This is a genomic window from Bacillus sp. 1NLA3E, assembly GCF_000242895.2.
Classification (GTDB): Bacteria; Bacillota; Bacilli; order Bacillales; family Cytobacillaceae; genus Bacillus_BU.
Window position 1 is genome coordinate 3270146 of record NC_021171.1, and the last position, 19538, is coordinate 3289683.

20 protein-coding genes and 1 riboswitch are annotated in these 19538 nt (G+C 37.4%); of the genes, 3 read left to right on the forward strand and 17 right to left on the reverse strand.

Annotated elements, in window-relative coordinates; all coding sequences use genetic code 11:
* Nucleotides 1–146 precede the first annotated feature (146 nt).
* From B1NLA3E_RS15615 to B1NLA3E_RS15655, 9 genes are all read right to left on the reverse strand, one after another.
* Entirely contained in the window at nt 147–1937 is a 1791-nt protein-coding gene (locus B1NLA3E_RS15615; RefSeq protein ID WP_015594800.1) for an ATP-binding protein, read from the reverse strand.
* The gene (locus B1NLA3E_RS15620; protein WP_015594801.1) at nt 1934–2650 is read right to left on the reverse strand and encodes a response regulator; all 717 of its coding nucleotides are present in this window, start codon (nt 2648–2650) and stop codon (nt 1934–1936) included. Before B1NLA3E_RS15620 ends, B1NLA3E_RS15615 begins: the two co-directional genes overlap by 4 nt.
* Before the next feature lie 222 nt (nt 2651–2872).
* Nucleotides 2873–4057 (reverse strand): c-type cytochrome biogenesis protein CcsB, encoded by a 1185-nt coding sequence (ccsB, locus tag B1NLA3E_RS15625; protein WP_015594802.1) that lies wholly within the window; start codon nt 4055–4057, stop codon nt 2873–2875.
* A gap of 34 nt (nt 4058–4091) precedes the next feature.
* On the reverse strand, nt 4092–5720 hold the full coding sequence (resB, locus tag B1NLA3E_RS15630; protein ID WP_041580599.1) for a cytochrome c biogenesis protein ResB: 1629 nt from the start codon (nt 5718–5720) through the stop codon (nt 4092–4094).
* Nucleotides 5721–5740: 20 nt separating this feature from the next.
* Nucleotides 5741–6265: a thiol-disulfide oxidoreductase ResA gene (gene resA, locus B1NLA3E_RS15635; RefSeq protein ID WP_015594804.1), complete on the reverse strand. Its 525-nt coding sequence runs from the start codon at nt 6263–6265 to the stop codon at nt 5741–5743.
* 108 nt (nt 6266–6373) lie between these two features.
* A complete protein-coding gene (locus B1NLA3E_RS15640; RefSeq protein WP_015594805.1) occupies nt 6374–7102 on the reverse strand; it encodes a pseudouridine synthase in 729 nt (242 codons plus the stop codon).
* Between the two features lie 203 nt (nt 7103–7305).
* Entirely contained in the window at nt 7306–7842 is a 537-nt protein-coding gene (locus B1NLA3E_RS15645; RefSeq protein WP_015594806.1) for a spore maturation protein, read from the reverse strand.
* A 1-nt stretch (nt 7843) separates the two neighbouring features.
* A complete protein-coding gene (locus tag B1NLA3E_RS15650; protein ID WP_015594807.1) occupies nt 7844–8437 on the reverse strand; it encodes a nucleoside recognition domain-containing protein in 594 nt (197 codons plus the stop codon).
* Nucleotides 8430–9578: a D-alanyl-D-alanine carboxypeptidase family protein gene (locus B1NLA3E_RS15655; RefSeq protein WP_015594808.1), complete on the reverse strand. Its 1149-nt coding sequence runs from the start codon at nt 9576–9578 to the stop codon at nt 8430–8432. Before B1NLA3E_RS15655 ends, B1NLA3E_RS15650 begins: the two co-directional genes overlap by 8 nt.
* A 682-nt stretch (nt 9579–10260) precedes the next feature.
* On the opposite strand from B1NLA3E_RS15655, the gene B1NLA3E_RS25390 reads away from it, so the two are divergent.
* Complete coding sequence (locus B1NLA3E_RS25390) at nt 10261–10704, forward strand: hypothetical protein (protein ID WP_041580600.1); 444 nt, start codon at nt 10261–10263, stop codon at nt 10702–10704.
* Here B1NLA3E_RS25390 and B1NLA3E_RS15665 read toward each other — a convergent pair.
* The 5 genes from B1NLA3E_RS15665 to B1NLA3E_RS15685 form a co-directional block, all read right to left on the reverse strand.
* The gene (locus tag B1NLA3E_RS15665; protein WP_041580601.1) at nt 10684–11574 is read right to left on the reverse strand and encodes a superoxide dismutase; all 891 of its coding nucleotides are present in this window, start codon (nt 11572–11574) and stop codon (nt 10684–10686) included. The two genes, B1NLA3E_RS25390 and B1NLA3E_RS15665, sit on opposite strands and share 21 nt — an antisense overlap.
* 111 nt (nt 11575–11685) lie before the next feature.
* Nucleotides 11686–12174 carry a YpuI family protein gene (locus tag B1NLA3E_RS15670; RefSeq protein ID WP_015594811.1) on the reverse strand — a complete coding sequence of 163 codons (489 nt, stop codon included), beginning with the start codon at nt 12172–12174 and terminating at the stop codon, nt 11686–11688.
* 27 nt (nt 12175–12201) lie between these two features.
* Nucleotides 12202–12621 (reverse strand): hypothetical protein, encoded by a 420-nt coding sequence (locus tag B1NLA3E_RS15675; RefSeq protein WP_015594812.1) that lies wholly within the window; start codon nt 12619–12621, stop codon nt 12202–12204.
* Between the two features lie 107 nt (nt 12622–12728).
* Nucleotides 12729–13316: an SMC-Scp complex subunit ScpB gene (scpB, locus tag B1NLA3E_RS15680; RefSeq protein WP_015594813.1), complete on the reverse strand. Its 588-nt coding sequence runs from the start codon at nt 13314–13316 to the stop codon at nt 12729–12731.
* A gap of 4 nt (nt 13317–13320) precedes the next feature.
* A complete protein-coding gene (locus tag B1NLA3E_RS15685) occupies nt 13321–14067 on the reverse strand; it encodes a segregation/condensation protein A (RefSeq protein WP_015594814.1) in 747 nt (248 codons plus the stop codon).
* A gap of 199 nt (nt 14068–14266) precedes the next feature.
* Between B1NLA3E_RS15685 and B1NLA3E_RS24190 the strand changes: the two genes are divergently transcribed.
* Both B1NLA3E_RS24190 and B1NLA3E_RS15690 read left to right on the forward strand, forming a co-directional pair.
* Nucleotides 14267–14356 carry a YjcZ family sporulation protein gene (locus B1NLA3E_RS24190; RefSeq protein ID WP_083935117.1) on the forward strand — a complete coding sequence of 30 codons (90 nt, stop codon included), beginning with the start codon at nt 14267–14269 and terminating at the stop codon, nt 14354–14356.
* Between the two features lie 148 nt (nt 14357–14504).
* Nucleotides 14505–15035 (forward strand): DUF309 domain-containing protein, encoded by a 531-nt coding sequence (locus B1NLA3E_RS15690; RefSeq protein WP_015594815.1) that lies wholly within the window; start codon nt 14505–14507, stop codon nt 15033–15035.
* Here B1NLA3E_RS15690 and B1NLA3E_RS15695 read toward each other — a convergent pair whose 3' ends face one another.
* The 3 genes from B1NLA3E_RS15695 to lysA form a co-directional block, all read right to left on the reverse strand.
* Nucleotides 15036–15401, reverse strand: a complete 366-nt coding sequence (locus tag B1NLA3E_RS15695; protein ID WP_015594816.1) for a GNAT family N-acetyltransferase — start codon at nt 15399–15401, stop codon at nt 15036–15038.
* Between the two features lie 485 nt (nt 15402–15886).
* Entirely contained in the window at nt 15887–17710 is a 1824-nt protein-coding gene (locus tag B1NLA3E_RS15700) for an APC family permease (RefSeq protein WP_015594817.1), read from the reverse strand.
* A 128-nt stretch (nt 17711–17838) separates the two neighbouring features.
* A riboswitch (cyclic di-AMP (ydaO/yuaA leader) is annotated at nt 17839–18049 on the reverse strand.
* 124 nt (nt 18050–18173) lie between these two features.
* Complete coding sequence (gene lysA, locus B1NLA3E_RS15705; protein WP_015594818.1) at nt 18174–19493, reverse strand: diaminopimelate decarboxylase; 1320 nt, start codon at nt 19491–19493, stop codon at nt 18174–18176.
* Nucleotides 19494–19538 lie beyond the last annotated feature (45 nt).

Below are 19538 nucleotides of genomic sequence, written 5' to 3' on the forward strand. Positions count from 1 at the left end.
AAAAAAAAGGTAGAATTTTCACAAATTCAAATAGCTTAATCCCCTAAAAAGTCGGCTCAAAAAATAAAAAAACCTATCCCAAAAGAGATAGGTTTTTCGAGGAATTGTTTCCCGTGTATCAAGAACAATCGGCATATATCGTAATTTTAGTTGATATTTCGTGGTAAAAAAATAGAAAATGTCGTACCATGACCATACTTACTCTGTACAGAAATTTGACCCTTATGGGCACCCATAATATTTTTTGCTATGGCTAAACCTAATCCTGTACCGGAAAGACCTCTTGTTCGAGCTTTATCAGCTTTATAAAAGCGTTCAAAAACAAAAGGTAGATCCTCCTCTGGTATTCCAGAGCCAGTATCACATACTTCAATATTAATCCCACGTTCATCGCTTTTCTCTAAAACGGTAACGTTACCACCACTCGGAGTGTGGCGAATCGCATTATCAATTAAATTTGTTAACACTTGTTCCATTCTATCTGGATCAAAACAAAAGCTTTCATCTTCTTTTTGCATTTCAACATTCAAGGTCACATCTTTGTCTTTTGCAAGACCTTGGAACTTCCGAATAATTCTATTAATATACGGCTTAAATTCTATCATGTCCACCGTTAATTGAATGTGTCCAGCTTCCATCCTAGCCAAATCCAAGAGTTCGTTAACAAGTCTACCCATTCTTAGCGATTCATCATAAATGACCTTTGCTAGCTCTTTTTTCTCCTCATCAGATCCAGCAATGTCATCCACAATGGCCTCACTATAGCCCTGCATCATTGATATTGGAGTTCTAAGTTCGTGAGAAACATTAGCGATAAAATCCTGGCGAAGCTTATCCAATCTCCGCTCCTCTGTCATATCACGAATAACAGCAACCGCACCTCGAATGAATTTTTTATTGTATAACGGGCTGACGAGAATCACCCAAAATCGACCCTGAACTGAAACTTCACCTATCTGCTCTTTTTCAGTATTTACAGCAAGCTGGAACAATTCCATTACTTCAGATGGAATCTCATCAATACTTGAATTGTTTTCATTTTGATTAAAATACCAGTTTTGCAGAAAAATTTCAGCAGGTGGGTTTGTAATAAGAATGGTCCCATCTCGATTAAAAGTTATAACGCCATCAGCCATACTACTTAAAATACTAGTTAGTTGTTCTTTTTCTTGGCTAAGTGCATTCATATTAAATTTTAATTGTCGTCCCATTTGATTAAAAGCTGTTGCTAATTCACCAATTTCATCATGAGATAAAATGGGTACTTTTGTATCAAATTTTCCCCTTGCCACTTCAAATGCTACTTCACGCATTTTCCGAAGTGGAGCGGCAATTCTTGTTGATAAGAAGAATGCAAAAATAGTAGTTAAGATTATTGCAACTCCTGCCGCCAACAAAATAAACTTTGTTGTTTCCTGCGTTGTTTCTTGCATCACTTCTAACGGCTGATAAATGAAGACTGCACCATGTTCACCACTTTGGCTAGTTAAAGGAACTCCAATCACTAATATTTGCGAAACATCCTCTTTACTCTTCGTACTTTTTTGTTGGGAAGAAATTTGCTTAACAACGGTTTTCTCATTAAAAACCTTTGAAAAATCCTTATCTTTTAATAAGAAATCAACAGGTATTTTCTCTGCTGAATTAGTGTTTGGAGAGTAGTAAAAGTTTTTCTTGTCCTTAAGGACTACAGCGCTTGAGTCCTTATCCACCAATTCCATAGCAATGTCAATTCCTAATGATTGATTTTTTTCATCCAGGTTTTCAATTATTTTTGACATTTGTACGGCAGTATTCTTCAACCCTGTTTCCATTTCGTGAATATGGTAGTTATCAAAAAATTCCAGCAACATAACGGTAAGGATAAACAATACAAAAGAAACAAGTAAAAGAATCGTAAACCAAAGTTTACCTACAACACTTCGCCAGAACATCATTCATTGATGACCTCAAACTTGTAGCCGACTCCCCAAACTGTAACGATCATTCGCGCCGCTTGTTCTGAAACCTTATTTAATTTTTCACGCAAACGTTTTACATGGGTATCTACAGTTCGCAGGTCACAAAAAAATTCATAATGCCAGACTTCTTTTAACAATTGCTCACGATCAAACACTTTGTCTGGAGACTTTGCTAAGAAATACAAAAGTTCGTATTCCTTTGGAGTCAAGCTCACTTCCTTGCCATCAGCAGTAACACGGTGGGCATCATTATCAATTGTTAAATGTGGGAAAACGATCACATCTTTGGTAGTTGTTTCTGTTTGCAGGTAGCTTGTTTGAGAAGACCGACGCAACAATGCCTTAACTCGTAGGACAACTTCACGTGGACTAAACGGTTTCACGATATAATCATCTGTACCTACTTCAAAACCCTGCACTCTGTTTATTTCTTCACCTTTTGCAGTCAGCATAATAACGGGAGTTGATTTTTTCTCCCGGAGATCACGACAAACTTCTATACCGTCTTTACCCGGCATCATTAAATCAAGCAAAATGACATCATAGTCATTTGCAATCGCTTTTACGAGGGCTTCGTTACCGTCCTCAGCTTCATCAATTATGTATTCTTCGCGCTCAAGGTACATTTTTAATAAGCGGCGAATTCTTTCTTCATCATCTACTACTAAAATCCTTACTTCTTTATCCATAGATTTAATCCCCCTTGCAAGATATTGTAACGAATGAGTGTCTAATTTTACTATGATTTTTCTTACAGTATTGTGAACACAACAAATTTCATGATGTAAGCAAGGTTTATTCCAATGAAAATAGATAATATTCTTGTTATTGTTAGTCAATTCACCAAAAATTAAACTGAAATTGCCTGAATAGGGTCAGACCTATTCAGGCAGCCTCCATTTTAAAGATTATTATCCTGCGTAAGAATGAAGTCCAGCAATTACTAGGTTGACTGCTACTAGGTTAAACATAATGATGACAAAACCTATAACTGCTAGCCATGCAGATTTTTCACCATGCCACCCTTTAGACAGACGTAAATGTAAAAAAGCTGCATAAAACAACCACGTGATGAGCGCCCATACTTCTTTTGGGTCCCAACCCCAAAATCTTGTCCAGGCAATTTGCGCCCAAATCATCGCAAAAATCAATGCACCTAAAGTAAATACAGGAAATCCAATTAAAACGGACCGATATCCAATTTCATCTACCAAATCCATATTAATATTTTTCGCTAACGGTTGTAACGCAGCAGAAATCCGTTTTCTTAGGATTAACCGAATTAGTCCATACAAAACAATTCCTGCTCCTAGTGACCACACAACAGTGTTCATCTTTTTCGCATTAATAAAAGCGGGCATTTCAACTAAAGGCTCAAACGCACCCTTTGTTTCTAGCTTTCCTTGATGTGGTCCTGCTAAAGCGGGCATATCATATACCAACTCTGCTGAATTATCATTTTTGTCGACCCAAGTAAAGCTCGCATCATAATGAACAGCAGTAAAAGCGGTTGAAGCTACCACAAAACCAAGCGTACTAATTAAACCAAATAACACAACTTCCAGCCAAAAAGTTCTCTTGCTGGCCTTTGTTTGATCTACGACCTTTACTAAATAAATCAAACCTGCTGCAAAACTGATGGCTAATATGGCCTCACCCATTGCCGCAGTCGTTACATGGATATGAAGCCAGTAACTTTGCAATGATGGAATGAGTGGATTAATTTCTTTTGGAAACATACTAGCATAGGCAATCACTAGGATAGCAACTGGCAGGGTGAATAATCCCAATAAAGGTGTTTTATATATAAAATAAATAACGATAAACGCACCAACTAATGCCATCCCAAAAAAAGTTGTGTATTCATACAGATTACTTACAGGTGCATGTCCTGAAGCAATCCATCTAGTAACAAAGTAACCTATTTGTGCAAGGAATCCAATGAGGGTTATAACAATCCCTATTTTCGCCCAATTATTCGGTTTTTCACTATCATTTAACCCCTTTTTTTCCTTTATTGCCCCGCCAAAAAACAAAGTGGCGACTAAATAAAGAATAAACGCCGTAAATAACAAATTTGCACTTGCACTGACCACTCCAAATTTCCCCCTTATCCGTATTTCTCCATCCTTATTTACTATTATCAAGTCCTGATTGATCTATCGGTTCACTGATTTCAGTATCTTTTAGCACTACCTGAATATCACGTTTTAGCCCATACCAGTTTTTATTTGTATGTGCTGCAACCCAAATTTCGCCATTCACTCTTTGGAACCAAATACGTCGATGATTCCAATAGGCCCCTTGAATGACACCAATCATGAAAATGATTCCGCCTAAAATAATGACCCAAATCGTTAAATCCTTTCGAACAGTTAAAGCAGACACATTCTTTGTTTCAATTCCATTAAACGCCATCTTATATTCGTTTTTGCCTGATGGTTCAATCGTTTGGCGAATGGCAACAAAACTTGACTCCCCTTTTGGTTTATCCGGGGTAATCATATTAAATACAAAAGCAGGATTGTTTGGTATCCTCGATTTTGTTGTTGGCTGACTATTTTCTCCAAACTCAAAATCAGGAAAATAACTCAAAATTTCAACTTTGTAGCCATTTCCCAAATCGTATTGATCCTTCGGATTATACAAATCAATAGTTAAATCGCCAAATGCCTCATTTGTCTCTTTGTTTATCAGTTTAAAGGACATTTTATTCATTTCATCTAATTTATAATCAACCTGGTACAAAGCAAATTTATCAAACTTCAAGGGGTGATTAACACGAATTTTATAAACCTTCTCTTTTTTTAGTTCAGGTTTTTCACCAGCCACAGTATTCCCTTGTTTTTTATACAATGTAACAGTAGACTGATAGTTTTTGGCCATCATTCCTTTTTGGTCAATAGCCTGATCAAATACCTTATCCTCTTTTCCCTTTTGATAGGTTTCAAGAAGAAATTGATTATTGGTTAGATAATATTGTCCTTTTGTTTCGGGAATAACTTTTGTCTCCCCTTCACGAATCCAAAGAATTTTATCGATATACATACCTGGGATAAATCGTAACATTCCACCGATTAAAAAAATGATTAAGCCGATATGATTTACATATGGGCCCCACCTCGAAAAACGTCCCTTTTCCGCTAAAATATCACCATTCTCTTCACTGACTCGGTAGCGCTTCAATTTCAAATTTTCTGATATTTTATCAAATGCTTCGCCCTCATTTTTTACCTTACTAGTCCCAAAAAGGCGTTGACGCTTTAAAAATCCTTGATGACGGGTAACACTCTGTTTTTTTAAAGCACGATATAAAGGGATGACCCTATCAAGGCTGCAAATTACTAATGATACTCCAATTGAAGCAATAAGAATTAAATACCACCAGGAGCTGTATAAATTATTGAATCCTAATTGATAATACCATTTTCCAAGTAACCCGTATTGATCTTGATAATACTCAGCCGCAGGCATAACAGGTGGAATATACATTTCCTGTGGGAAAATCGTCCCAACTCCTGAGGCAATTAAGGTTATGATAATTAACGATACCCCTACTTTGACCGAAGAAAAAAAGTTCCAAATCCTATCTATTACCGTTTTGTTATACGTTTGTGAACGCCTTGCACTTCCCTCATAACGCATATCTACTAATATCTCGCTATTAATCTCCTCTTCCCCAAGTACTTTCCCGCATGCTTCACATAGGATTGTACCGTGTGGATTGACGTGTCCACATTCGCACTTAACATCGTTCATGTTCATATACTCCCCATTTTTTATGGTTTAATTTGCTCCATAAAAGCTTTTACCTTCGCTTCCGTTAATTCCCCTGTGTGCGTTTGGACAACCTTTCCATTCTTATCTATCAGAAAAGTAATTGGTAAAGGATTCACACCATAGGCATTCATCACCTGGCTATCTTTATCAATTAAGATTGGAAAAGTGAGCTGGTATCGATCTCTAAATTTTTTCACTGCCAGCTCAGATTCTCCAACGTTTACTGCCAAAACTTGGACACCTTTATCTTTAAATTGGATGTATTGGTGATTTATGTAGGGCATTTCTTTTTCACATGGTTTGCACCATGTTCCCCAAAAATTTAGAAATACTGCCTGTCCCTTATAGTCTGAGAGCTGATGCTTCTCACCATTTAAATCCACCAAAGCAAAATCAGGTGCTTTTTTTCCAACTTCAATTTTCTGCACATCATCTTTTGTAAAATTAGCATAAAGCGTATAGGCCACAGCTGCTCCCAAGATAAGCAAGATCACTGTTCTTATGACTAATCGCTGCTTTTTCACTGTACTCCCCTCCTTAGTACGAATTAAAAGCAATTCAAATAAATTCTAATAGATTATACCATTTAACAACATGAGTATATTGTAAACCTTAAGAAAATATTGACATATTTATGAACTTTTACTAGTTGCGATGGTTCTAATCTGTTTTATTTCATGAGGTGTTAATTCACGAACATCCCCTGCTGTTAATCCACCCAAGTTGATACCACCATATCGTTCCCTTTTCAATTTTAAAACAGGGTGGCCAATCGCCTCAAACATCCTTCTCACTTGGCGATTCTTGCCTTCATGGATCGAAATTTCAATGATAGCGGTCTCCTTCTTCGTATCCGAAGAAATCATTTTGACCTTCGCAGGAGCAGTTTTCCCATCTTCAAGTACAACGCCTCTTTGCAAAATATTAAGTTTTTCCTTGGATGGAACTCCCTTTATTTTCGCCACATAAACCTTTTCAATTTCATTTCTTGGATGCATAAGTAAATTAGCAAACTCTCCATCGTTTGTGAGTAATAATACACCGGATGTATCATAATCAAGTCTTCCAACCGGGTAAACCCTTTGTTTAACGTGCGGCAGAAAATCAGTTACTACTTTCCTACCTTTATCGTCATTAACACTGGAGATAACCCCTCTTGGTTTATACATAAGATAATAAACGGGTTCTTCACGTTCAACTGGTATTCCTTGGACCTCCACCTTATCATTAGGTGATACCTTTATTCCAAGTTCTTTGACCACTTTTCCATTTACGGTTACTTTTCCCTCAAGGATGAGTTGCTCAGCTTTTCTCCTTGAAGCAAATCCTGCATGGGCTATGACTTTTTGTAAACGTTCCATTAAATGCCACCTCTATAGTTATTTCATTAAAACATTTTATAACGATTCTATCCTAATGAATTATGACATAAGTTCGTCAAATTTCAAAGTAAGCAATCCTTAATTGTAGAAGAAAATGAAAAAGTGTCGAATTCATCGAATAAATTGGAACAGCACAAAAAAAAATAACCTTTGAAAAACACAAGGTTATCTCAAAAGATATTTTAATTTGTTCCATATACCAATACTACAACAATAATTGCAGCAATAATACCTACCAAATCTGCCCACAATCCCACCTTTAAAGCATCCCCCATTTTTCTAACTCCGACAGCCCCAAAATAAACCGTTAACACATAGAACGTTGTATCGGTACTCCCTTGCAAAACAGATGCTAACCTTCCAATAAAGGAATCTGGTCCATATGTGGCGATAAGGTCACTTGTCATTCCAAGTGCCGCTGTCCCGGAAATAGGACGGATAATCGCTAACGGAATAATTTCCGAGGGAATTCCAAGGGCTTTTATCCCTGGGCCCATGAGTTTCATCAAAAAATCAAGTGCACCAGAAGCACGAAACACAGTAATTGCAACAAGCATCCCAACTAGATATGGAATGATTGAGATTGCGATTTTGATTCCTTCTTTCCCACCCTCAACAAAGCTTTCATACGTAGGAATTTGTTTAATCGTTCCATAGATTAGAATCGTCCCTATTAAGATTGGGATCAGCCACAGAGAAATAATCGAAATAAGTTCCATTTCATTCTCTTCCTTTGCGAGTTCTTCGAAAGTAAAAAAAACGGTCAATGATGATAGCAGCGATTGCAGAAATTACTGTAGTTACGAGTGTGGGACCAACAATATCAGTTGGAGAAGCTGAGTGATAATTCATCCTAATCGCTATCACGGTTGTTGGGATAATGGTAATACTTGCTGTATTTAAGGCTAAGAACGTGATCATTGACCGGCTGGCATTGTCTTTATCTCCATTCAACCTTTTCAATTGTTCCATTGCCTTAATCCCTAACGGGGTTGCCGCATTTCCCAAGCCAAACATATTCGCCATCATATTTGATAAAATATAACCCATCGCTGGATGATTTGGAGGAACTTCTGGAAACAATCTTACAATGATGGGGCGAAATAGTGCGGACAGTTTAGACAATAACCCTGAATCTTCAGCAATTCGCATCATCCCTAACCAAAAAACTAAAATGCTGATTAATCCGATACATAAGGTAACCGCCTCCTTTGCACCATTAAATATAGCTTCATTTACTTCATTTATCGTTCCATTGATAAAGGCAAAAATAATTCCCACCAGTGTCATTCCTACCCAAATATAGTTAACCATCTGATTTCAGGCCAACGAATGACATAAATACATCTTCAAACAATTTGAAAATTGAATCCTCTTTACTTTGTTTATGAAGATAATAGATTGGGACTCTCTTAATTTTTTCGCCGTCAAAATAAATCGTAGCATGACCTACCACATCTGGAATATCTTCCACGTGACGCCATTCCTTTTCGGGTTTTACCATTTTATATTGAATGTTAATTTTACTTTCTTCATTTGAGGAAATAGGATATAAAAAGGGTTTTTTAAAATAAATATTCTTTTTATAAAACGAACTCTTAATCGCTGGAATGTTTCCAGTCGAAATAATTTCGGCGAGATCATACTGCTTGAAGGCATTTTCATACATCGAAATATGATCATTCCAATCATCTCCATCATTCAAAGTAACTGCAATTAGGTTCATATCACCTTTTGTGGCAGTGGTTACAAGTGTCCTCTTGGCGATTTTGGTATAACCAGTTTTCCCTCCCGTACAGTATTTATATTTTTCTGTTAGCAAGCGGTTTTTATTTTTCCACACTCTGTCCCAGCCTTCGTTTGGATTATGGGCACGATGGACTTTAGTCCCAGCTATTGTTCGATATGTACTGTTCATCATTGCATATCTCGTTAATTTAGCCATATCATAAGCGGTAGAATAATGGTCCTTTGAGTCATCGAGTCCATGTGGATTATCAAAGTGAGTTTTTCTCATTCCGATTTCCTCGGCCTTTTGGTTCATTAAAAAAACAAACCCTTCTAAACTGCCACCAACATGCTCTGCAATTGCTACAGCAGAATCGTTCCCAGACCGAAGCATTAACCCATAGACGAGGTCCTTTAGTTTAATTTTCTCTCCAGGCTTTAAATAAATAGATGATCCCTCTGTTCTCACCGCCCGATCGCTAACGGTCACTGTTTCATCCATTTTTCCAGATTCAATCGCTAAAATGGCTGTCATGATTTTGGTGATACTTGCAATCTTACTGATCTCAAATGCGTTTTTCTGATATAAAATACGCCCAGAATTTTGTTCAATTAATATAGCACTTCTTGCGCTAACGGAAACAGAAGCTTCGGCTGTGGGCGGTAGATTTATTAAAAATATTGAAAGTATGAAGACAAAGAGCACAAGCTTACAAATCTTTTTCATATAGAAACCTCGTCTCCTTTAAGGGTTTGTACAAGTTTATGCAACTTCAAAACCAATATGACTAGAAATAAGGAAGGCTACTCACAGATCTGACCTAAAAAAACACACATAGTGCTGTGTGTTCAGATTTTCGAGAAAGGTTATTTTCTCGGCAATTTTCCATTTTCTCAGAACATTAAATGACGATTTTTAATATGGGCTTGTCTATACTAATCAACCTGTTGATTTCCGCTCCAGGCGCTTCGCTTTCCGCGGGGCGGGCGGTGAGCCTCCTCGTCGCTAACGCTCCTGCGGGGTCTCGTCCCGCTGCTCCCGCAGGAGTCTTCGCGCCCCACTCCAATCAACAGGGGGCAAATCAACCTAAAGAATTGCAACACACCTTATCCAACCTGGCTAAATGTGTTGCAATTTTTTTATATTTTGGCAGGCTGCAATAAGGAGAACCTGTTCACTTACATTCTTCAATCCTTCGCTCAATTTTTTCTTTTCTAAATGCTGTTTTCACAAAGATTGTTGTTTTTCGAACAAATTTAATTGTTTTTACCTAGCAACCTCGGATTTGGGCACGTCCTTCTTCGAAATCACCAAAGCTGTCCGAATACGTCACTCATTCGGACGACTCATCGGATTTTGGGGATCATAGCTGCTCTTTGATTCCCATTTTTCGTGACTCTTGAATTTTTTGGCATCATTGAAGCTCTTTGATTCCCATTTCCCCAAGACTGCCCATGAATTCACTATTGCTGTACGAAATCGCAGCTTAATTGGAAGAAATAAGTTCGGAGAGCAACAAAAAATCACGAAAAGAGCCCTTCTACAATTCCCTTATCATCGCTATAATAAGGAAGGACTTTTTCAAGAAGAAACGAAAAAAACATTGATTTCACCACTTTTTTTATTATTTATTGGTGAAGTGGAAGATCTGTATGGAAGCGCCCTGTTGATTGGAGCGGAAGGTGCGAAGACTCCTGCGGGAGCAGCGGGACAGGTGAGACCCCGCAGGCGCTTTAGCGCCGAGGAGGCTCACCGCCCGCCCCGCGGAAAGCGAAGCACCTGGAGCGGAGATCAACAGGCCCTTAGCATGGACAATCTTATATTAAAAATATCAATAAGGCTTCCATTTTAATTGGCTGGCTTCCTCAAATCTTTTTTCTACATCCTTCCAATTCACAACCATCCACCAGTTTTTTAAATATTCTCCTCTGTCGTTTTTATATTGAAGATAATAGGCATGTTCCCAAACATCAAGAACGAGAATAGGAACCGTGTCCCATTGAGTTAGGTTACTATGCTTTTCAGATTGTAGAATCTCAAGATGAAGTGACCTAGGAGACCACACAAGAATTGCCCAGCCACTGCCTTCAACTTGTTTAGCCGCCTCGGTAAATTGTTTTTTAAAGGCTTCGAAGGTTCCAAAATAAGATTCAAGCGCCGCTACAAGTTTTCCTGAAGGCTTCCCCCCCCCTTTAGGCTTCATATTATTCCAAAAGATTGTATGCAAATAATGGCCTGATCCATGAAAGGCTAATTCTCTTGACCAATGTTTTACAAGGGAGAAATCATTTGTTTCACGGGCTTTCTTTAGCATATTTTCTGCTTTATTCAGGCCTTCAACATAGGAGCGATGATGCTTATCATGGTGCAGTTCCATTATTTCCTTAGAAATAAATGGTTCAAGTGCATCGTAAGGGTATGGTAATGGTGGAAGGGAATGCCCTCCTACATGGATGACTGGTTCCTTCATCCAAACTGACCCAAGTTGTTGTCTCGCTGAAAAATAGCTTTCCATTTCCGCTTGAAGGGTTTCTGCTTGTGATTGTATGTCTGAAAGCTGGTTCTGGTTTGGTGATGAGGATAGGGTTTCTACTATATTTGTAAAACGTTCAAGTTTCCCCCATATTTCCTCGTTTTTTTCAACCTGTTCAGATTCCAAGAAACTCATTAGTTGCTTGTTCCAGCCCATAATATCCCTCACATAGCCTTCGAACTTTGTCATCATATCCCCCCAATTTCCTTGCTATTGTTTCTATCATATGAACAAAAAGTCAAAAGTGACCCATAAAAAAAGGAGTGACCAATTTAATGGCCACCCCTTCTACTATTCCTTTTATTTCGATTGCATCATTTTTGTTCGATAATCTGTTTCATAGTACTGTAACTCTTCTCTTACTCTTTGGAACTCACCCTCAAGACTTGCAAGAAGGCGAACTAAATTTTCTGGAGCCTCTTGGCGTAGCTTAATCGAATTTTTACCCGTGTATGCAGAACGGCTATCTTCAAACCAAACATCACTTTTTGGAGAGAAAAACTCTTCAATACACTGATGGTAGATGCGATAAAGTGCCTTTTCAGCTGCTGCTTTAGGAAAAGTTTCCGTTTGTAAAATAACTTTACAAGCATCTAAACTTTCTTCACTATAAACAAGTAACTTCCGAATGTTACCTAGAAGAAGCTTATAATATTCACGGTTACCTGGTTTTTCTTCCAATAAACTAGAAAGAGTGTTTTCATTTAAATACTCCTCAAGTCCAACGATTGCTTTTGCTAAAAAATGCTTAATATCTTCTACTTGAGCTTTAACAATTGTATTTCCCATGTATATCCCCCTTATTAGTTTTTATTTTTATTGAGGTTGAACGATAAACTCCAAGGGAGATTTTAGTTCATATCCCTGTTTTTCTTCGATTGATTGAAAAATTTCTGGCAATTTCGCAAAATCAATATCCTGAAAGTAGGATGCAAACTCAACCCTATTATTTATGTATACTCGTTTCCGGTGGCGAAAGCCAGGATTTTTTATAATACAGGCAAGTGCAACAATATCTTTAAAACTTATTTCCTTTGAACCTACATGAAAAATTGGGTCTTTACTATATGGTGTGAATTCACTGATCTGTTCATCAAAGAATCGGACATATAAGACATGTAAGGTTTTTTCTTCACCATTTTCAATATAGACAACTTCACTACGGTTAAAAAAATCCTCCGAAGTATTAGGCTTTTCTTTTTCCAATTCATAGCCTTTGCATTTTTTTAAAAGCAAAATTGCTCCCTCCTCTAAACATCACACATCAGAAAATAGTAAAAAATATCATTATTGAAATAACAATTTTATTTTAACATATCCTATAATAAAATGTGACAGAAAAGTTACGAATCAATGGCTTCTTGGAAATTCCCAAAAAATAAATCAGCCTCTTCCTGAATAAATTCATCCTCTACCCGGTCAGGAAGCGGTGGTAATTCATCAAGACTCCTCAAACCAAAATAATCGAGAAATTCTTTTGTTGTTCCATATAAAAAAGCTCGCCCTGGCCCTTCCGCTCTACCAATTTCTTTTATCAGTGCTTTTGCAGCTAAGGTATGCAGTGGACGCTCTGTTTTTACTCCACGAATCTCCTCAATTTCAATCCTAGTTATTGGTTGTTTATATGCAATAATGGCCAAGGTTTCAAGCGCAGCTTGCGATAAATGGCTCGTCCCTGGTGATTCAACAAGCTTTTTTAAATACTGAGAATTTTCCTTCTTCGTTGCTAACTGAAACGTACCTGCAAGCTGAACGATTGAAATGCCTCTGTTTGAATCATTATCGTATTCTTGCTTCATTTCCTCAACCAAATTCAATGCCATTTGTTCAGTAACTTCTAACACTTCCGCTACCTGTTTAATGGTCAGTCCTTCGTCTCCTGCTGCAAACATTAGACTTTCAACGATTCCTTTTAATTGAATCATATCCAATCAGTCACTCCTTCCCTACCGAGACAAAGATATCTGCAAAATTTTGTTCTTGCTCTACAAAAATTTCCTTTTGCTTCATTAATTCCAATATAGCCAAAAAAGTCACAACTATATGACCTCGATCGAGGTATGGGAACAAATCATAAAAACTTCTCCGACCTTTTAAGTGTTTAAGTTCCGCTAAAATCTCGGTCATCCTTGTTTGGATTGGAATTTCTTGTTTTGTAATTTTTGTTGCTAAAGGCTTCTGTAGTTTTTTCCTTCTAAGCAGTTTTTGAAAAGCTCCAAGCATATCATACAATGAAACATCTAGATCTTTTATATCCGGCTTCCCTTTATTGATGTAATCAGAAAGATCACTTGGGGCCTTTGTATAAATAAGGCTACGCTCTTCTTCTAAAGATTTTAAATCCTGAGCTGCTTCTTTATATTTTCGATACTCAATTAGTCTCTCGACTAATTCCTCACGCGGGTCTTCTTCCAAATCGATATCAAAGTTTTCATCTAACATTTCTTCCTCATGCTTTGGCAAAAGCATTTTGCTTTTAATTGCCAATAAGGTCGCAGCCATTACTAAAAACTCACTGGCCAGATCTAACTGTAGTTCTTTCATCGCATGGATATACAAAAGGTATTGTTCCGTAATTTCTGAAACAGGGATATCATAAATATCTATTTCAAGACTATTAATTAGATGAAGTAGTAGATCAAGTGGTCCTTCAAAAGCGTCTATCTTAACATTATATTGCATTGTTCTCACCAAAATTTCTTAAGTCTATATCAAAAATGACTATATTTAGTATAGAGGATTAAGATAAGTTATCCAATAGAAATTTAGACCTGTTGAATTTTGTTAACAAAAATGGTGACAAACGCCCAAACGTCTTAGATATCCCCCACATATGATGACAATGTAATAAGTAAAACTCAGCTTAGAGGAGGAATGATTCATGTCCGGTGGATTTGGTTACGGTGGAGGATTTGCGTTAATTGTTGTCCTATTTATTTTATTAATCATTGTCGGGGCTGCTTGGTTATAAAAAAAAGAAGCGCCCATGACACAATATTATGATTTCCAATGATTCATCTAATATTAAAAAAGCCCAGCAATTAGCTGGGCTTTCTTATGAATATTCATATGAACATCGTTTATGTTACATTTAATTTAGTGAACGAAGGAGGTATGATATGTATCCAGACGCCTACATTCAATTTTTAGTTCATTTTCACGGGGACCGTGATTATTTTGAATGTCATGAAATATTAGAAGAATACTGGAAAGAAACCATCAAAGGGGATAAACAATCAATTTGGGTAGGTTTAATAATGCTTGCCGTCTCCAATTATCATTTTAGAAGGAACAACAACAGTGGCGCTCAACGAACCTTGCAAAAAGCTATATCCATTTTCGAGAACAAAAAAAAGGAAGGTTGCACTCTTGGAATTGATATGGATGAATTATTAATTTTTTTACCAAATAGAGTCATACATATACACTCTGGTTTACCATACACAAGCTTTAACATCCCATTAATAGATCAAAACTTACTTGCTAAATGTAAAACGATTTGTAAGGAGAAAGGGCATGCCTGGGGTATGGAAAGTAATCTAGAAGAGGACAATTTGATACATCGTCATTTATTACGTGACAGAAGTGAAGTTATCCAAGAACGGGAAATTGCAAAAAAAGAAAAAGCACATAAAAAAGGCGAGGAATAATCATTCCCCGCCTTTTGCGCCTTCGCAATTTATACACTTCTCAATAAAAGAAGATGTATATTCATTTGGTATTAATCCTTTTTCTGGGTACATTTCTTTTAAAGCCGCTACCATTTTTTTACCGATTCCATGATGGCGATGGGAAGGATTGACAGAGATATGCTGAATTCTCAAACAACTCTCTTCAATAATAACACCTATTAAACCGATGATATCTTCCTCTTTCCATAAGAAGAGCTGCCAATGCTCATCCGTCTCATACTGTTTCATGGTTTGTTGTAACTTTTTCAAATCTTTTTCAGCTGGCATAAATGATAATAAACCCATTGCTATTTTCTCAAACGTTTTTTTATAGCGAATCAACATAAAGTATCCCTCATTAATTAAATAACATGTCCAGACAATAAATTTTGATCAGCAACCCACGTCATCCATTTTATTTTCTTGACATTATATGTAATCAGTTGTTGTTTGTTGCAAACAAACATCATTGTTCTCATCATACAAAATTCGTTCGTTTTCTTCAACAAAAAATCTAATAAAACCTATTCTACACTAAACTCCACATTTATGCCATTGACCGGCAAAAATTCTTTATCACATGTAAAACCCATGCAAAGGGTAATTAACTGGCATGGGTTTATGATGTAACGATTCCATTCTTTTTTGGCTCTGATAAACTAGAATGTTGATTTCCGCTCCAGACGCTTCGCTTTCCGGCGGGGCGGGCGGTGAGCCTTCTCGGCGCTTAAGCGCCTGCGGGGTCTCACCTGTCCCGCTGCTCCCGCAGGAGTCTTCGCGCCTTCCACTCCAATCAACATTGAGCTTTAACACAGCCTTATTTTTAAAAACTATTTTCTAAAATGATAGGGAACGGTTGATACAACGACATTTCTCTTATATAACAAGAAAGTTCGAATCAGGATACTAGATTGATTATGAAGAATGTTGTGCCAGCTCTTTTTTGGAATAAATTGTGGAATTAATACTGTCACCCAGTAATTAGACTCCCTTGCCTTATGCTCTACCGTATCAATGAACTTTGTCAATGGATGAATAATACTCCGATAATGAGAATGCAACGTCACTAACCTAACATCAGGTTGCCAATTTTTCCATTTTTGTTCAAACAACTTTTCATCTTCTCTGTCAAAGGAAACATATACTGCGATGACTTGGTCCGTTAAAGTTTTAGCATAATTAATCGAGTTCTCAACCACTTGGGTAATTCCAGCTACCGGAACAATAATGATATTTCCATTAATCGGAACGGCGGCTTCTCCTGCTTTAAGCCGCAATTGCTCACCAACTGAATCATAATGTTTAGATATCCGATGGAATCCATAAACAATAACCGGTAAAAAGATTAGCACTGACCAAACCTGACCGAATTTTGTGATAAAGAATATCATCATAACGGTGAAACTAATTAAGGCTCCAACCAAATTGATAATAAATTTATAAACCCACCCTTTTGGTTTTTCACGAAACCACTTTATAATCATTCCTGTTTGCGACAACGTAAAGGGAATAAAAACCCCCACTGCATAAAGTGGGATAAGCTGATCTGTTTGTCCTTTAAAAGCAATAATTAAAACAATTGAACCAATTGCTAACGTCAAGATTCCATTTGAATAACCTAAACGGTCTCCTCGGATTGTAAACATTCTCGGAATATATTTATCCTTAGCTAAATTATAGGCAAGTAAAGGGAAGGCTGAGTAACCAGTATTTGCTGCTAAAACAAGAATAAGCGCAGTTGAACCCTGGACAAAATAATACATTCCGTTTCTTCCAAATATTTGCGCAGCTATTTGAGATACGACCGTTTCTTTACCAGATGGTGAAATCCCATAGTAAAAGGCTAAATACGTAATTCCTGTGAATAAAACTGCAAGCAGAGATCCCATTAATATTAACGTTTTCGCAGCATTATTAGGTGCAGGATCTTTAAAGTTAGGAATAGCATTAGAAATGGCTTCTACACCAGTTAAGGCAGAACAACCTGAGGCAAAAGCTCTTAATAATAAAAATAAGGTAATCCCTGCAACAGGTGTCCCAATTTCCGGGTGTAGTTCCGGAGACACATCTCCAGTTACAATATGGTATATTCCCAAACCAATCATAAATACCATAGCAAACACAAACAGGTAAACTGGATAAGCTAAAACTGTGGCAGATTCCGTGACTCCTCTAAGATTTAAAATCGTAATTAAGATAACCAAAATAATTGCAATTAAAACCGTATGTTCGTGTAACCGAGGAAAAGCAGATGTAATCGCATCTGTTCCAGCTGAAACACTAACTGCAACGGTTAAGATGTAATCAACCAATAGAGACCCGCCCGCTACAAGCCCTGCGTTAACCCCAATATTTTCCTTAGAAACGACATATGCTCCTCCACCATGTGGATAGGAAAAAATTATTTGCCGGTACGATAATATAAGTGCAGTTAATAGGAATAATACGCCTACTGCAATAGGCAAGGAGTACCAAAATGCCAGTGTACTCACCGTGACCAACACGAGTAAGATTTGCTCTGTCCCATATGCAACCGAGGACAATGCATCAGAAGAAAGTATAGCTAAAGCTTTTAGCTTGTTAAGTTTTTGCTCACCAAGCTCGGCCGATTTTAATGGCCGACCGATTAAAAACCTTTTAACCGAAGTAAACATGTTTCCACCACCATCATCTTGTTGAAAGTTAGGTTACCCAAAAAGGTAATAAGTTATCTAAACAAAAAAAGTCCACAGAGCATGAAAAATACCCCTGTGGACATATTAACGATGTCGCATCAGTGTCATCTTCCTCTCCCATAACGCTTACGAGGTTAGCTGTCGGATTCGGACCATAGAATAGCCCTACCTCTTAATATGAAAAGCAAAAGCGTCTCCTTCAACCCATTGAGGGCTTGCCGCTACAGCTAGACATAAAAAAAGGATTCACCCCGAGTGAACAACTTTTTGCTCACAATCTGGTTTCCCCGTTCCTTTTGGATTAAGCGAATTAGAAATATGAAACTGTTGATTATCATACTACCCTATCCTGTAATTTGTAAAGCATGGATTTCCAAAACTTTCTTCTACTCTCCTAAAAATTTTTTTAAGCAAAAGAAAAAAGCTGCAAATAAATCACAGCTTAGATTTCTACTTTTGAGTTTAACGGTAAATCAAGTCTCAAAAGGTCTTCAAAGGTTTCTCTTTTTACCACAAGGGTTGCTTCACCATTTTCAACAAAAACTACTGGAGGACGCGGAATTCGATTGTAGTTATTTGCCATTGAATATCCGTAAGCACCCGTGCATGACACTGCTAATATTTCTTGATCTTCTGCTTTAGGCAAAGGAAGATCCCAGATAAGCATGTCACCTGATTCACAGCATTTCCCAGCAATTGACACAGTTTCTTCTATATTAGCTAATGGACGATTGGCCAATACGGCCTCATATTTTGCTTGATAAAGAGCTGGGCGAATATTATCACTCATTCCTCCATCAACAGCTAAATAATTTCTGACATTTGGGACTTCTTTACGCGAACCAACCTTATAAAGGGTCGTTCCTGCATCCCCTACTAAAGATCTTCCTGGTTCAATCCAAATCTCAGGCATGTTCATTTCTAATTGTTTTGCCTGTATCTTTACCTCAGCAATGATTTCCTCTACATAATGGTGCGGTTGCATCGGTTCATCTTCATTTGTATAACGAATTCCGAAACCGCCGCCCAAATTTAATACTTTTGAACTAAAATTAAACTTGTGTTTCCAATCAGCTAACTTTTCAAAAATTTTCTTTGCCGCTAACAAGAAACCTGTTGTTTCAAAAATTTGGGAACCGATATGACAATGAACCCCAAGCAAGTCCAGCCATTCCGATTTAATTGCGATGGTCACTGCCTTTTCAGCTTGGCCGTTTTGCAAATCGAATCCAAATTTTGAATCTTCCTGTCCAGTTAAAATATAATCATGTGTATGCGCTTCAATTCCAGGTGTTACTCGTAACAAAATTTTTGTTTTAATTTTCTTGTCCGCACAAATTTGGTTTAAAAGCTCCAATTCATAGAAATTATCAACCACAATACAGCCAATTTTCGCTTTAATCGCCATATCTAATTCTTCTCTACTTTTATTATTTCCATGAAAGTGGATTTTCTCTACTGGAAATTCAGCATGAAGTGCCGTATATAATTCTCCTCCTGACACGACATCAAGGGATAATCCTTCTTCATTAGCTAATTGAAGCATTGCAATAGTAGAAAAAGCTTTACTGGCATAAGCAACCTGCGCGGGTACCCCTAGTCGATCAAAGGTTTTTTTAAATCCTCGAGCTCGATCCCGAATTAAGGCCACATCATAAACATATAGTGGTGTCCCAAACTGTTCAGCTAAGTCGATTGTATCTAAACCACCAATTTCTAGGTGCCCCTTGTCATTTACTTTTGTTGTTCCATGAAAATACATTCTTTTCCCCTCCGTTAAAGCACTTCAAATATAATAAAATAGACA

Excerpts from the sequence above, each read along its gene's own strand:
- B1NLA3E_RS15615 (WP_015594800.1), bottom strand. The coding sequence starts at position 1,937 with ATGATGTTCTGGCGAAGTGTTGTAGGTAAACTTTGGTTTACGATTCTT.
- B1NLA3E_RS15620 (WP_015594801.1), bottom strand. The coding sequence starts at position 2,650 with ATGGATAAAGAAGTAAGGATTTTAGTAGTAGATGATGAAGAAAGAATT.
- resB (WP_041580599.1), bottom strand. The coding sequence starts at position 5,720 with ATGAACGATGTTAAGTGCGAATGTGGACACGTCAATCCACACGGTACA.
- B1NLA3E_RS15640 (WP_015594805.1), bottom strand. The coding sequence starts at position 7,102 with ATGGAACGTTTACAAAAAGTCATAGCCCATGCAGGATTTGCTTCAAGG.
- B1NLA3E_RS15645 (WP_015594806.1), bottom strand. The coding sequence starts at position 7,842 with ATGGAACTTATTTCGATTATTTCTCTGTGGCTGATCCCAATCTTAATA.
- B1NLA3E_RS15650 (WP_015594807.1), bottom strand. The coding sequence starts at position 8,437 with ATGGTTAACTATATTTGGGTAGGAATGACACTGGTGGGAATTATTTTT.
- B1NLA3E_RS15655 (WP_015594808.1), bottom strand. The coding sequence starts at position 9,578 with ATGAAAAAGATTTGTAAGCTTGTGCTCTTTGTCTTCATACTTTCAATA.
- B1NLA3E_RS15665 (WP_041580601.1), bottom strand. The coding sequence starts at position 11,574 with ATGACAAAGTTCGAAGGCTATGTGAGGGATATTATGGGCTGGAACAAG.
- B1NLA3E_RS15670 (WP_015594811.1), bottom strand. The coding sequence starts at position 12,174 with ATGGGAAATACAATTGTTAAAGCTCAAGTAGAAGATATTAAGCATTTT.
- B1NLA3E_RS15685 (WP_015594814.1), bottom strand. The coding sequence starts at position 14,067 with ATGCAATATAATGTTAAGATAGACGCTTTTGAAGGACCACTTGATCTA.
- B1NLA3E_RS24190 (WP_083935117.1), top strand. The coding sequence starts at position 14,267 with ATGTCCGGTGGATTTGGTTACGGTGGAGGATTTGCGTTAATTGTTGTC.
- B1NLA3E_RS15690 (WP_015594815.1), top strand. The coding sequence starts at position 14,505 with ATGTATCCAGACGCCTACATTCAATTTTTAGTTCATTTTCACGGGGAC.
- B1NLA3E_RS15695 (WP_015594816.1), bottom strand. The coding sequence starts at position 15,401 with ATGTTGATTCGCTATAAAAAAACGTTTGAGAAAATAGCAATGGGTTTA.
- B1NLA3E_RS15700 (WP_015594817.1), bottom strand. The coding sequence starts at position 17,710 with ATGTTTACTTCGGTTAAAAGGTTTTTAATCGGTCGGCCATTAAAATCG.
- lysA (WP_015594818.1), bottom strand. The coding sequence starts at position 19,493 with ATGTATTTTCATGGAACAACAAAAGTAAATGACAAGGGGCACCTAGAA.